Below are 13,000 nucleotides of genomic sequence, written 5' to 3'. Positions count from 1 at the left end.
ATTCCTTGCTAGCGGAAAAAACGCAGCCATGTTACTGGAAGTGCAATTAAAAATGTTACTGATACCACAACAAAAATCTGACAAGACCCGGTTTAGGTCACCGAACCACAGGCCCGCCAGCGGGCAACAAGCCGTACCATGGTTTTGGGGCCAGACCGCAAACTCTGATATAACAGCGTCATCCCAGTCCTATGTTCCGCAGACCAACAGCCAAAGAGACATCATGACCCGAGACAGTGACAATCAACGCCTGCTCCGCGCCCTGGAGGCCATGGATGCCGCCAATGCCCAGGATCCCCGTCAGAGCCTGGACAGCCGGGCCCAAGCCCACCCCAGCGAACTGCTCTACGCCAAACGCATGAGCGACGAGTTGGCCGGTTTTTGCCCCCAGGCCAGCGAGGCCCTGCAACTGGCGGCCCGGGCCCAGCACATAGAGCGCTGGCGCATCCCCCGCCAGGAGTATCCCATGGACCGCGCCGGCTACCTGGCCTGGCGTACCGCCCTCAAGGCACTGCACGCCCAACGGGCCGGTGAGATCCTGGCCCAGGCGGGCTATGAGCAGGCGATGATAGACAGGGTGGGCGCCCTGCTGCGCAAGGAGCAGATGAAGCGGGATCCCGAGAGTCAGGCCCTCGAAGACGTGGTCTGCCTGGTGTTCCTGCGCTACTACCTGGATGAATTTGCCCAGGGCAAGAGCGAGGAGAAACTCATCGACATACTGCAGAAGACCTGGCGCAAGATGTCGGACGCTGGCCATGCTGCCGCCCTGGCACTGCCCTTCACCGCCGACCAGCAGGCCTTGCTGCAGCAGGCGCTGGGTTAAGCCGGCGCCAACGCCGCCAGAGGCGCCACACCAGCAGGCCGGCCAGCAGGCCGGCATAGATCCATGGCTCGGGACTCAGGCTCTTCACCGACAACAGGTAGTGCCAGGGTCCCAGGATCGCCACGGCGTACACCCCCCAATGCAATCGCTGCCAACGGCGCCCCAGCTGGCGCTGTGACCAGCGGTTGGACGTCAACGCCAGGGCCAGCAGGATAAGCCAGGCCAGCGCCCCCAGCGACAGATTGAACCTGCGCACTATCTCGCTGAGCAACAGCCAGCCATCCCCGGCCAACTCCAGCACCAGGAAGGAGGTGGCATGGCCGCAGGCCCAGGCAAAGCACCAGAGCCCCAGCAGGCGGCGGACCCGGATCAGTTCCGGCTTGTGTAGCCAGCGGGCCAAGGGACTGATGAGCAGGGTCAGGATCAACAGCTGCAGCGTGGTGCGTCCGGCAAAGTGGATGATCTCCTTGACCGGATCCGCGCCAAAGCCCCCCTGCAGCAGGTGTAGCCAGCCCCATCCCAGGGGCGCCAGGCAGAGGAGGTGCAGCGCTGCCTTGAGTAACGTCATCCGATCTAGAACCATTTGCGCAGATCCATGCCGCGGTAGAGTTCCGCCACCGCCTCGCCATAGCCGTTGAACGGCAAGGTGGGCTGCCGCTGGATATCCAGCAGCCCTCCCGGCCCTATGACCCGCTCGCTGGCCTGAGACCAGCGGGGATGATCCACCGCCGGATTCACGTTGGCATAGAAGCCATATTCATGGGGGGCCGCCAGATTCCAGGTGGTGGGGGGCTGGCGGGTGACCAGCCGGATGCGCACGATGGCCTTGATGCTCTTGAAGCCGTATTTCCAGGGCACCACCAGCCGCACTGGGGCGCCATTCTGCGGGGCCAGTTGCTTGCCGTAGAGACCTAAGGCGATCAGGGTCAGGGGATGTTGGGCCTCATCGAGCCGCAGCCCCTCCACATAGGGATAGGCCAGGCCACCGCCCACCCGGCCGCTGGCCTGCCCCGGCATCTGCTTGGGATCGTAGAGGGTCTCGAAGGCCACGTAACGGGCTGTGGGCAAGGGCTCCACCAGGGCCAGCAGCTTGCCCAGCTCAAAGCCCAGCCAGGGGATCACCATGGACCAGGCCTCGACACAGCGCAGCCGGTAGATGCGCTCCTCCAGCGGGAAGCGCCGGGCCAGCTCGTCCACCGACAGGGTCAGGGGCTTGGCCACCTCCCCGTCAATGGTCAGCTGCCAGGGCCGGGTCACCAGCTTCTGGGCCTGCTTGGCCGGATCCCCCTTGCCCATGCCAAATTCGTAATAGTTGTTGTAGCCCAGCACCTTGTCTTCCGGCGTTGGGGTCAAGGCGGCCTGATAGGCCGGCGGACGGCTATGGGGCAAGGGCAAGCGAGTGTCGGGGCTGTCTGGCTCGGACAGCCAATCCAGCAGGCCGGCACGAGCGATGGGGCTGAGGCTCACGCCGGCGCCCAGCAGACCCAAGGCCTTGAGCACACGGCGCCGATCGTGGAACAGCGCCTCCGGGGTCACTTGGGACCACTTGTCATTATCGGGATCCTGACGGGCCATGGACTACCTCCTTAGGCTATTTTTCCAGCATAGCAGCGGCTGCCCCCTGGATCCCCCGCCTGCGGGCCTTATACTGGGTGCCCCACGACGTAAAGGAGTTTTCCCATGGCCGGCACCAGCCTGCTCGCACTCTTGGATGACATCGCCACCCTGCTGGATGACATCGCCCTGATGACCAAGCTGGGGGCCAAGAAGACCGCCGCCGTGTTGGGGGACGATCTGGCCCTCAATGCCCAGCAGGTCTCCGGGGTACGGGCCGAGCGGGAATTGCCCGTGGTCTGGGCGGTGGCCAAGGGCTCCCTGCGCAACAAGCTGATCCTGGTACCCCTGGCGCTGCTCATCAGTGCCCTGGCGCCCTGGCTTATCCAGCCGCTGCTGATGCTGGGTGGCGCCTATCTCTGTTTTGAAGGCATGGAGAAGGTGAGCCATGCCCTGTGGCCCAGGGCCGAGGCGCCGGAGGTGGCGTTGGCGCGCCTGCAGCAATTGGCCGAACAGCGGGATCTGGCCAGTCTGGAGCAGCAGAAGATCCGGGGGGCCATCCGCACCGACTTCATATTGTCGGCGGAGATCATCGTCATCGCCCTGGGCACTGTGCAGGGCAGCGGCTTCTGGCTGCAGTTGGTGGTGGTCTCCCTGATCGCCTTCTGCATGACCATAGGGGTCTACGCCCTGGTGGCTGGAATCGTCAAACTCGACGATCTGGGCTTCTGGCTGGAGCGGCGGCCGGGGGCCGGGGCCGGGACCCTGGCGCTGGCCCGGGGCTTAATCCAGTTGGCGCCCCGCCTGATGAAGACCCTGAGCGTGCTGGGCACCCTGGCCATGTTCTTGGTGGGCGGCGGCATACTGGCCCATGGCAGCCCCCATCTGCATCATGGGCTTGAGCGCATACAGGCCCATGTCATGGAAGGCAGCCTGCTGGCCGGGCTCACCACCCTGGGCTTTAACCTGCTCACCGGCCTGCTGGCCGGGCTGCTGCTGTTGGGCTTCCATGCCATCTGGCAGAGCCTGCGCAAGCAGGAGAGCTAGTCGAGCGCCGCCACCACGGGCTCACGTACCGTCAACGGCAGGGTCAACACGAAACAGCTGCCCTCCCCGGGCGCCGAGTTGACCTTGATACTCCCCTGGAGCACCTGGGTGACCCACTGGTGAACCAGATGCATCCCCAGGCCGATATGGCCCTGATGGCGCCCCGTGGTGACGAAGGGATCGAAGAGGGTCGCCAGCTGTTCGGCGGACATGCCAACGCCATCGTCCCGCAAGCGGATCTCCAGCTGCATCGGGCCCAGCAGCCTGGCCTCCAGCCAGAGGTTGCCGCCCCCCGCCGGCTGCAAGCCGTGCTGCACCCCATTATCGATGAGATTCTGCAACACCTGGGAGAGCACGCCTGGGAAGCTGTGCAGCGTCAAGGACTCAGGCAAGTCGAGATGGATTTGCACCGGCTGGTGTTTGAGCAGCGGCTGCAGGCTGGCCAGCAGATCATCGACACACTGTCTCAGTTCAAAATTGAGTACCTGCTCATGGGAGCGGTCCACCGCCAGGCGCTTGAAGCGCTTGATGAGCACGGCCACCCGCTGCAGGTTGTGCTGTGCCAGCCCCAATCCCTCATCGCATTGCCGTAGAAAGCGCTCCAGATCGCTGCGCCGCAAGCCGCTATTGAGTTGATCCTCCAACTGCTGCAGCTGCTTGTGCAGGGTTGAGATAGTCACCAGGGCCCCGCCGGTGGGGGTATTGAGCTCGTGGGCCACCCCCGCCACCATCATGCCCAGCGCCGAGAGCTTGCGGGTCTCCACCAACTCGTTCTGCAACAGCTGGGAGGTCTCATGCAACCTTGCCAGATCCGCATAGGCCTGGCGCAGCGAGGCCTGCTCCCTGGCCAGGCTGCGGCCCAATTGCCAGCGTTGGTGATCCGCCCGGCCGATGCGATACAGGAAGACACCGCCCCCCAGCAGGCACACCAGCCCCACCAGCAGTATGGGGGGCAACAGGGCCCAGCGGATCTGGGCCAGTCGGCCATCATCCGTGGTGACCAGCAGATAGAGATAGCGCGGTTGCGCGTCCTGATCCTCAATCTGCAAGAAGGAGTAGCTGAGCCATTCCCCCCCCAACGCCTGGCCGCTGGCATAGTGTTGCCGCACCATTCGCTGCCATAATCCCGGCACCCTCACCGCCAGGGTGTTGTGCTTAGCTTGGCGGTCCAGGCCCCAGGTAAGCTGGGGATCTGGATGCACCAGCCAATAACCCTGGGCATTCAGCAGCTCCAGATGCATGCCATCGCTCACCGCCGCACTGATACGGTCAAACAGCGCCGCCAGATTGATGTTCATCACCAGCAAGCCCGGCGCCAGCCCATCGCCGATCCCGGTGCGCAAGGTGGCGCGTAGGGTCGGCTCTATGGGGTCGACGATCTGGCCATGCTCCACATTGAGATCGATGGGCGAGAGATAGACGGTTTCGGCCGGCACCTGCATGCCCTGGCTGAAATAGTAACGGTCGGCCTTGTTCTGCAACTCGCTTGCCGGGACCCGCACCAGGCCCCGGGGCCCAATGTTGAGCCGGATCTGCTCCTTGCCCTGTTCATCGAGCCAGCGCAGCTGGGACACGCCAGGCACTATGCCGGCAAAACGGCGAAACAAGCTATCCACCCGAGCCAATTGCCAGGGCCCCTCGGCGGGCAGACCGTGGCGCAGTGCCGCCGAACCCTTGAGGATCAGCATCAGGTGCCGCAAGTGGGACAATTCGGCGCTGATCTGGGTGATGCTTTGATTGAGGTGGGCGCTCTGTTGGGCGGTGACCGCCTCCAGCCGATAGTTACGCCCCTGCAGATAGGCCACGCCGCCCCCCAGCAGCACCAGCAACAGCAAGGGCAGCCACAGGCTGAATAGTCGCAACAGCAGGTTGGAGGGTTTGTTGAGTACCGACAGCGGCATCTTAGGCCGGCTCCACATCTGCGTCCGAGCCAGGGCGCGCCTGACACCAGGCCAGCGCCTCGACCAAGGGCATGGGGCGGGCAAACAGGTAGCCCTGACCCAGAGGGCAACCCAGGGCCAGCAGCCTCTCCCGCTGGGCTTGGGTTTCCACCCCTTCGGCGATGATCTGGTAACCGAAGCGGTTGGCCAGGCGGATGATCACCGCCACCAGCTCATCCCCATTGGCCGACTCGCTCATCTGCTGCACGAAGCTCTTGTCGATCTTCAGGCTGGTGGCCGCCAGCTCCGCCAGATGGGTCAAGGAGGAGTAGCCGGTGCCAAAGTCGTCGATGCTGATCTGCATGCCCATCTGGATCAGCCGCCGCAGGTTGGGCGTGATCAGGTCATACTCCTCCACCGCCTGACTCTCGGTGATCTCCAGCTCCAGCCAGCACGGATCCACACCTGAGGCCTCTATGGTCTGCTGCAGGGTGTCAAAAAACAGCGGCCGCACCAGCTCGACCCCAGAGGCATTGAAGGCCACCGGCACCCGGATCCCCGCCTGATGCAGCTGCTGGATGGCCGCCAATGTCATGTGCAGCACCTTGTTGTCCAGGCGACCGATCAGCCCGGACGTCTCGGCCAGGGGGATGAATTGGTCCGGGCCTATGATGCGCCCCTCTGGATGCCGCCAGCGCACCAGGGCCTCGAACCCCACCAGAGCCCCATCGCTGAGCTGCACCTTGGGCTGCAACACCAAAAACAGCTGGTCCTCATTCAGCGCCAGACGCAGCTGACTCAGCAGGGAGTAGCGCTCGGCGATGGCCTGTTCGAACTGGGGCTGATAGCGCAGGAAGCCGCACTGGCGGTAATGGGCCATGTCCAGGGTGCTGAGGGCCAGATGCACCAGATGTTCCCCACTGCAATCCACCAGATCCGGCACATCCCCCAGGGCCACCAGCCCCAGCGTGATGGCCAGGCTGTGAGCGCTACCACTGAGGGTCAAGGGAGCCTCCAGCAGCCGGTCGAAGAACCCCTTGTCGTAACGATCGCTCTGTGGCAACAGCAGGCCGAAGCTGGCCTCGTCCATGCGGACGATCAGGGCGCCGGGCAGGGCCAGCTGCAGCTTGTCATACAGGGCCTGCATCAGGGTCAGGCAGAAGTCGGCGCCGAAGGTGACATTCATGTCGTTGACGTTTTCCACCCGCAGCAGCATCAGCTGGGCCCGGGCCAGTTCGCTCTTGCGCATGGTTTCCAGCTCGTGGAGCAGCCAGTTGCCGTTGAAGCAGCCCAGCTTGGGATCCCGGTAGGCCAGTTCTCCCAGGCGGTTATAGAGGGCCACGTTGACAAAACCGGTGCGCACGTTTTCGCAAAACACCTTCAGCAGGCTGATCTGGGCCTCCTCCAGCGGACGGCTGCAGCGCACCATGGTCAGGTAGCTGCGGGCCGGCGGCGCCTCGCTGCCGAAATAGAACACAGAAAAATCGGGGAAGAAGAGGTGCTCCTGGCTCTGAGCGGCCAGACGGAAGGCCTCTACCATGGTGGGATCCGGCAAGGCCGCCACCGAGGCTCCCAGATAGTGCCGATAGGCCCCACTGGCGGCGATGATGGTGGTCCCGGCCAGCTGCTCATGGGGTTGATACTGGGTACAGACGATACCGTGGTTGTCGTGATCCAGCAGCTGGCTGATCTCCTCCAGCACCCCCTGGGCAAAGCTGTCCAGATCGTGCCGGGCATACAGGCTATGACTGGCATCGATCAGCAGCTGCAGGCTCTGGCGGGCCTGTTGCAGCTGGGTCAGCTGCTGCCAGGTGCGGATATTGCCGGTGATGATGGTGTGTAGGTGATCGCTGGTCAGCTCGGACTTGCACCAGTAGTCATCGATATCGAAGCGCCGCATCACATCTTCCCGTGGCGCCATGCCCGGTTGGCCGGTGAGCAAGATGATGCGCACGGTGGCATTGCCCAGCACGTCGCGGATGGTGTGTACCAGGCGCAAACCGGCATCGTCCTGCTCCATCACCACATCCAGCAAGATGACGCTCAACGCCGGGTGTTGCGGGATCAAGGTGACCGCCTGGGCGGCAGATTGGGCCGTCAGCAGCTGCAGCGGCCGCCCCAGCACCTGCAGGTTCCTCAGGGAAAAATGCAAGGTGGCCTGATATTGGGGATCATCTTCGACACTGAGCACCTGCCAGGCCTGGCAGTCCGGCGCCAGCTCATCATTCACCTCGGGTGCAAAACAAAACAGCTCCTTGGACATGGCTCCCCCGCGTTACTACCAAAAAACGTCGTCAAACCGGCACGTGCCGAGTCCACTTATTCACTTTAGTAAGCTCACCCCGCCTTGCCCTGTCAATTTTGTCAGATCCATCAACGACGCAGGGGCCCGAAGGCCCCTGATCTGTCTTTTTACCGCCAGCATCACGCGTTGGCTACTCGGCCACCGTCACGGACTGCCCCTCGAAGCTCACCACCTGACCGGCCACTATCTTGCAGCGCTTGCGGGTCTCCGGCTGGCCATCCACCGTCACCAGGCCCTCGGCGATGGCCGACTTGGCATGGGCGCCGCTGTCGCTCCACCCCAGCAACTTGAGCAGATCACACAGGGCCACATGGGGGTGTCCCGCCAACATAAAGGTTTGCATCACCAATTCCTCCAACTCGAAGGCGGCGATTGTACCCCAGCGGACGGGCCACTCCCAGCCTGACCGCTAAGCGGCCGACGCTTGCTGGTGCACCGCCAGCTGGCGCTGGACCTCGCTCCAGTGCAGCAACGTCAGTTGACCATCCCGCTGTTCCAGCAAGGCGGTGCAGTTCTCCACCCAGTCACCTGTATTGCAGTAGAGAATACAGGCCTGAGTGCGCAGATCCGGCGCGTGGATATGGCCGCAGACGATGCCGTCCAGCTGCCGCTCCCTGGCCTCATGCACTGCGGCCCGCACGAAGCGCTCCACCGCCTGCTGCGCCAGTTGCACCCGGTTTTTCAGGAAGCTGGCCAGGGACCAGTAACCCAGGCCGACCCGGCGCCGGCCATAGTGGCTCCAGCGGTTGAGCCACAGCAGCAGATCGTAGCCTCTGTCCCCCAGCCAGCTGGTGAAGCGCCCCACCATGACGGCGCCGTCGAACCGATCGCCGTGGATGAGCAGCAGCCGCTTGCCCTGGGCCGTGGTGTAGATCCACTCCTCCTGCAGCTCCACCCCCAGCAGCTGGCTGCCGGCAAACTCCCGCAACGCCGCATCGTGGTTGCCGGGAATGTACATCACCCGGGTGCCGCGCCGGGCCAGGGCCCGCAACGCCACCAGCACCGCCTGATGACTCTCGGGCCAGAAGGGCTGGCGCTTGAGGGACCACAGATCCACCACGTCCCCCACCAAAAACAGCTGCTCGGGGCGCACCTGCGCCAGCAGATCGAGCAAATAGTCGGCCTTGCAATCCTTGGTTCCCAGGTGCAGGTCGGACAGAAACAGGGCTCGGCAAAAATAGACGGGGCTGGCGGCAGACATGGGCATCTCCTGGCGGGCTGCGAACCCCTACAGGCTGCGACAACCGGATGATGCCCAGGTGACATGACCATGACCCTTTGATGTCAAGTTGAGCGGAAGGATCAGGGCGCCGCCTCATCCGGGGTGGCCAGATAATCCAGGATGGGACAGGTCGGCCGGTCATCGCCGGCGCAGCAGTCCATCAGCCGGGCCAGCTGGTCCCGCATCTGGGTCAGGGCCGCCAGCCGCGCATCCAGCTCGCGCATGTGCGCCCCGGCCAGGGCCTTGACCTCGGCACTGCTGCGCCCCGCATCCTGCCACAGGCACAGAAGCTGCTGGATCTGCTCCAGGGAAAACCCCAGCAGCCGCGCCTGATGGATGAAGCGCAGCCAGCCCAGGGCCTCCTCGTCATACTCCCGGTAACCGCCGGCACTGCGGGTCCCCGCCGGCAGCAGCCCCTTGTGCTCATAGTGACGGATCATCTTGGGCGTCAGGCCGCTGCGTCTGGCCGCTTCACCTATGTTCATGGCTGCTCCTTGCGCTGGGGGCCCGTTGCCGGACGCCAGCGACGCAGCAACAGGGCATTGCTCACCACGCTGACACTGGAGAAGGCCATGGCCGCCCCCGCCACCACAGGGCTCAGCAGCCCCAGGGCCGCCAAGGGGATGCCCAGCAGGTTGAAGATAAAGGCCCAGAACAGGTTCTGGCGGATCTTGCGGTAGGTGAGCCGGGCGATGTCGACGGCCTGGGGCACCAGGCGCGGATCGCCCCGCATCAGGGTGATGGGCGCCGCCTCCATGGCCACATCTGTGCCGGTGGCCATGGCCATGCCCACATCGGCCGCCGCCAGGGCCGGGGCGTCGTTGATGCCATCCCCCACCATGGCCAGCACCTGGCCCTGCTGACACAATTTCTTGATGAGCGCCGCCTTCTGCTCCGGTAACACCTGGGCATACACCTCATCCATGGCCAGCTGGGTGGCCACCTGGTTGGCGGCGGCCTCATGATCGCCGCTCACCAGCAGGCTACGGATCCCCATCTGCTTCAGGGTGAGGATCGCCTCGGCCGCCTCGGGTTTGAGCTCATCGCCAAAGGCCAGCCAGCCCAGCACCACGCCATCGTCCTTGCTGGCCAGCCAGGCCAGGCTACGCCCCTGGGCCAACTGGGCCTGCACGGTATCCAGACTGGGCGCCGTCAGGCCAGCCCCCTGCAAGGCCTTGGCATTGCCCAGTAGATAGGTCTGCTCGGCCACCTTCCCCTGCACCCCCATGCCAGGCAGGGCCTGCACCGCGCTGGCCGGCGCCGGCAGCGGGCTGACCTTGGCCACCACGGCGCGGGCCAGGGGATGTTCGCTGCCCTGCTGCAGCGCAGCCGCCAGATCCAGCAGCGTCGCATCAGGCCCCGAGAGCGCAGCCCAGGCCAGCAACTGCGGCTCGCCGCGGGTCAGGGTGCCGGTCTTGTCGAAGGCCACGGCGCTGATCTTGTGGGCCTGCTCCAGGGCCAGGGCATCCTTGATCAGGATCCCCTGCCGGGCCGCCACCCCGGTGCCGGCCATGATGGCGGTGGGGGTCGCCAGCCCCAGGGCGCAGGGACAGGCGATCACCAGCACCGCCACCGCGTGGAGTATCGCCGGGGTGAGATCCCCCGCCAGACTCCACCAGAGGATCAGGGTCAGCAGGGCGATCCCCAGCACCACGGGCACAAACACGGCGCTGATCTGATCCGCCAGCCGCTGCACCGGCGCCTTACCGGCCTGGGCCTGTTCCACCAGGGTGATGATCCGCGACAGGCGGCTCTGCGCCCCCAGGGCCGTGACCTCGACGATCAACAGGCCGCTTTGGTTGATGGCGCCACCGGTCACCGCCTCTCCTGGCCCCCGGGTCACCGGCAGGCTCTCGCCGGTGAGCATGGCCTCGTCCAGGGCGCTTTCACCCCGCTCGATCTGGCCATCCGCCGGCACCCGTTCCCCCGGCCGCACCTTGAGTCTGTCCCCCAGTTGCAGGCGGGAAACCGGCACCCACTCCTCACCCTGTTCCGTCAGGCGGCAGGCCTGCTCGGGCCGCAGGGCCTGCAGGGCACGGATGGCCGAAGTGGTCTGCCGCTTGGCCCTGGCCTCCAGGTGCTTGCCCAGCAGCACCAGGGTGATCACCACGGCGGAGGCTTCAAAGTAGAGATGCCGCTCGCCCTGCCACAGCAGGTAGACCGACAGGCCGTAGGCGGCGCTGGTGCCCATGGCCACCAGCAGATCCATGTTGCCGCTGCCGGCCCGCAGGGCCCGCCAGCCGGCGCGGTAGAAGCGCGCCCCCAGCCAAAACTGCACCGGGGTCGCCAAGAGCCATTGCAGCATGGGAGGGGCTTGCCAATGCCCGCCCAGCAGCGACACCAGCATGGGCAGGGCCAAGGGCAGGCTCAGCAGCGCCGCCAGGGCCACCGGCCACCAGGCCGGCAGCCAGGGCTCGGCGGCAGGGGCCGCCGCCTCATCCGGCCAGCGGGGCTCGAAACCGGCGCGGAGCACCGCCTCCTCTATCTGCTGGACCGGCAAGCCGGCCAGGACGCTCAGCTGCGCCTGCTCGGTGGCCAGATTGACACTGGCCTCCAGCACTCCCGGGCTCTGCCCCAGCACCCGCTCCAGGCGGCTAGCACAGCTGGCACAGGTCATGCCGCCGATCCCCAGGGCCACTGGCTGACTGGCCACGTCGTAGCCCACCTGGCGGATGGCCGCGATCACCTGGGGCAGCGCCTTGGCATCGCTTAGCCGCACACTGGCCTGCTCGGTGGCCAGGTTGACCTGCGCCTCGATCACCTCGGGCAGGCCGATGAGCCGCCCTTCGATGCGGTTGGCGCAGCTGGCACAGCTCATGCCGGTGATGGGGATCTGAATAACCTCAGGGCTAGATGCATGCATAACGGTTGTCCTGTTGCGTTCGCGGCCCAGGCCACGAAACCTTAACCTGAGTGTTAAGGATGAACCTTACCATGGGGTCAAGGTCAAGATTTTTGGCGGACAATTGCCGAAGAGAAAAGAAAGGCGCCCTTGGGCGCCTCTATCAGACCGTCTCACGTCACACCAGGCTGGTGAGCATGCTCTCGTCATAGGCCACCAGCGGAGCGCCCTGTTGCACCCGGGCCACGTAATCCGGGTTGGCGATGAGGGGACGGCCGATGGCCACCAGATCGAAGCGCTGGGCGGCGATGGCCTCAACGGCCGACTGCGGGTTGTAGTTGCCCACCCCCACCAGATGGCCACGGTAATGGGCCCGCAGGTAGTCGCTGGCCCGGCCGCCCAGGTAGTCGAAGGTCAGGCTGTCATCGAAGATCCCTAGGTGCAGGTAGGCCAACGCCCGACCGTTCAGCTCGGCCAGCAGATAGTCGAACACGGCGCGATCCCGCGCGTCCCCCTTCAGGTGGGCATAGCCACCCGGGGAGAGGCGCAGCCCCACCCGCTCGCCGCCGATCTGCCGGCTCACAGCATCGACGATCTCCAGGGCGAAGCGCGCCATCTTCTCAGGCGTGCCGCCGTAACCATCCTGCCGCAGGTTGGTCTCGTGGTGCAGGAACTGATCGATGAGATAGCCGTTGGCGCCATGGATCTCCACGCCGTCGAAGCCGGCCTCACGGGCATTCACCGCCGCCTGGGCGTATTGGGCCACCAATTCTGCGATCTCAGCCTCGCTCAGGGCACGGGGCAGCTCGTAGTGCAGCTCGCGCATCCGCGGCAAGGTGCCCTCCCAGGCCACCGCCGACGGCGCCACCGGCGTCTGGCCATGGAAAAAGGAGTGGGAGATCCGCCCCGTGTGCCACAGCTGGGCGAAGATCTTGCCGCCCTGGGCATGGACGGCGTCGGTCACCAAGCGCCAGCCGGCGATCTGCTCGGCACTGTAGATGCCGGGGGTGTTGGGATAGCCCTGGCCGTCGGGCCGTATGATGGTGGCTTCGGAGATGATGAGCCCTACCTGGGCACGGCGGCCATAGTAGTCGGCCATCTGCTGGGAGGGCACCAGGCCGGGACCGGCCATGCAGCGGGTCAGGGGGGCCATCAGGATGCGGTTGGCCAGGGTCAGGGTATCGTTGAGCACATAGGGTTCGAGCAGGGGGGATGTCATGGCAGGCTCCAGGCTGATTCTTGAATGGCCATTCAAGATCCTTTGCCGGCGGTTTGCAACTTATTTTTGAATGCGCATTCAAGATTATTGGTGGCACCCAGCGACTGG

At 65.1% G+C, this 13,000-nt stretch carries 11 protein-coding genes; 2 read left to right on the top strand and 9 right to left on the bottom strand.

What is annotated here, in order from left to right; genetic code table 11:
* Positions 1 to 223 precede the first annotated feature (223 nt).
* Positions 224 to 823 (top strand): DUF4202 domain-containing protein, encoded by a 600-nt coding sequence (locus ABHF91_RS08260; RefSeq protein ID WP_409422978.1) that lies wholly within the window; start codon positions 224 to 226, stop codon positions 821 to 823.
* Here the strand turns inward: ABHF91_RS08260 and msrQ are convergent.
* Both msrQ and msrP read right to left on the bottom strand, forming a co-directional pair.
* On the bottom strand, positions 780 to 1,391 hold the full coding sequence (gene msrQ, locus ABHF91_RS08255) for a protein-methionine-sulfoxide reductase heme-binding subunit MsrQ (protein ID WP_409422977.1): 612 nt from the start codon (positions 1,389 to 1,391) through the stop codon (positions 780 to 782). The two genes, ABHF91_RS08260 and msrQ, sit on opposite strands and share 44 nt — an antisense overlap.
* Positions 1,392 to 1,396: 5 nt before the next feature.
* Positions 1,397 to 2,398, bottom strand: coding sequence for a protein-methionine-sulfoxide reductase catalytic subunit MsrP (gene msrP, locus ABHF91_RS08250; protein WP_409422976.1), 1,002 nt, complete (start codon positions 2,396 to 2,398; stop codon positions 1,397 to 1,399).
* Between the two features lie 105 nt (positions 2,399 to 2,503).
* Here msrP and ABHF91_RS08245 point away from each other — a divergent pair, with 105 nt between their 5' ends.
* A complete protein-coding gene (locus tag ABHF91_RS08245) occupies positions 2,504 to 3,424 on the top strand; it encodes a DUF808 domain-containing protein (RefSeq protein WP_409422975.1) in 921 nt (306 codons plus the stop codon).
* Here the strand turns inward: ABHF91_RS08245 and ABHF91_RS08240 are convergent.
* The 7 genes from ABHF91_RS08240 to ABHF91_RS08210 all read right to left on the bottom strand — a co-directional run bounded on the left by ABHF91_RS08240 (position 3,421) and on the right by ABHF91_RS08210 (position 12,892).
* Positions 3,421 to 5,325, bottom strand: coding sequence for a sensor histidine kinase (locus ABHF91_RS08240; RefSeq protein WP_409422974.1), 1,905 nt, complete (start codon positions 5,323 to 5,325; stop codon positions 3,421 to 3,423). The genes ABHF91_RS08245 and ABHF91_RS08240 overlap by 4 nt on opposite strands.
* A gap of 1 nt (position 5,326) precedes the next feature.
* A complete protein-coding gene (locus ABHF91_RS08235; RefSeq protein WP_409422973.1) occupies positions 5,327 to 7,567 on the bottom strand; it encodes a putative bifunctional diguanylate cyclase/phosphodiesterase in 2,241 nt (746 codons plus the stop codon).
* Between the two features lie 172 nt (positions 7,568 to 7,739).
* Positions 7,740 to 7,952 (bottom strand): ribosome-associated protein YbcJ, encoded by a 213-nt coding sequence (gene ybcJ, locus ABHF91_RS08230; protein ID WP_409422972.1) that lies wholly within the window; start codon positions 7,950 to 7,952, stop codon positions 7,740 to 7,742.
* A 66-nt stretch (positions 7,953 to 8,018) separates the two neighbouring features.
* Complete coding sequence (locus ABHF91_RS08225; RefSeq protein ID WP_409422971.1) at positions 8,019 to 8,810, bottom strand: UDP-2,3-diacylglucosamine diphosphatase; 792 nt, start codon at positions 8,808 to 8,810, stop codon at positions 8,019 to 8,021.
* Between the two features lie 101 nt (positions 8,811 to 8,911).
* Positions 8,912 to 9,316 carry a Cu(I)-responsive transcriptional regulator gene (cueR, locus tag ABHF91_RS08220; protein WP_409422970.1) on the bottom strand — a complete coding sequence of 135 codons (405 nt, stop codon included), beginning with the start codon at positions 9,314 to 9,316 and terminating at the stop codon, positions 8,912 to 8,914.
* Entirely contained in the window at positions 9,313 to 11,694 is a 2,382-nt protein-coding gene (locus ABHF91_RS08215) for a heavy metal translocating P-type ATPase (RefSeq protein WP_409422969.1), read from the bottom strand. Before ABHF91_RS08215 ends, cueR begins: the two co-directional genes overlap by 4 nt.
* 157 nt (positions 11,695 to 11,851) lie before the next feature.
* On the bottom strand, positions 11,852 to 12,892 hold the full coding sequence (locus ABHF91_RS08210; protein WP_409422968.1) for an alkene reductase: 1,041 nt from the start codon (positions 12,890 to 12,892) through the stop codon (positions 11,852 to 11,854).
* Positions 12,893 to 13,000: the final 108 nt, after the last annotated feature.

The organism is Pseudaeromonas aegiceratis (genome assembly GCF_046254905.1).
GTDB lineage: Bacteria > Pseudomonadota > Gammaproteobacteria > Enterobacterales > Aeromonadaceae > Pseudaeromonas > Pseudaeromonas aegiceratis.
This window is presented reverse-complemented; position numbering and strand designations above follow the sequence as displayed.

What these genes read in the sequence shown, in the direction of transcription:
- ABHF91_RS08260 (WP_409422978.1), top strand. Translation starts at nt 224, where the DNA reads ATGACCCGAGACAGTGACAATCAACGCCTGCTCCGCGCCCTGGAGGCC.
- msrQ (WP_409422977.1), bottom strand. Translation starts at nt 1,391, where the DNA reads ATGACGTTACTCAAGGCAGCGCTGCACCTCCTCTGCCTGGCGCCCCTG.
- msrP (WP_409422976.1), bottom strand. Translation starts at nt 2,398, where the DNA reads ATGGCCCGTCAGGATCCCGATAATGACAAGTGGTCCCAAGTGACCCCG.
- ABHF91_RS08245 (WP_409422975.1), top strand. Translation starts at nt 2,504, where the DNA reads ATGGCCGGCACCAGCCTGCTCGCACTCTTGGATGACATCGCCACCCTG.
- ABHF91_RS08240 (WP_409422974.1), bottom strand. Translation starts at nt 5,325, where the DNA reads ATGCCGCTGTCGGTACTCAACAAACCCTCCAACCTGCTGTTGCGACTA.
- ABHF91_RS08235 (WP_409422973.1), bottom strand. Translation starts at nt 7,567, where the DNA reads ATGTCCAAGGAGCTGTTTTGTTTTGCACCCGAGGTGAATGATGAGCTG.
- ybcJ (WP_409422972.1), bottom strand. Translation starts at nt 7,952, where the DNA reads ATGCAAACCTTTATGTTGGCGGGACACCCCCATGTGGCCCTGTGTGAT.
- ABHF91_RS08225 (WP_409422971.1), bottom strand. Translation starts at nt 8,810, where the DNA reads ATGTCTGCCGCCAGCCCCGTCTATTTTTGCCGAGCCCTGTTTCTGTCC.
- cueR (WP_409422970.1), bottom strand. Translation starts at nt 9,316, where the DNA reads ATGAACATAGGTGAAGCGGCCAGACGCAGCGGCCTGACGCCCAAGATG.
- ABHF91_RS08215 (WP_409422969.1), bottom strand. Translation starts at nt 11,694, where the DNA reads ATGCATGCATCTAGCCCTGAGGTTATTCAGATCCCCATCACCGGCATG.
- ABHF91_RS08210 (WP_409422968.1), bottom strand. Translation starts at nt 12,892, where the DNA reads ATGACATCCCCCCTGCTCGAACCCTATGTGCTCAACGATACCCTGACC.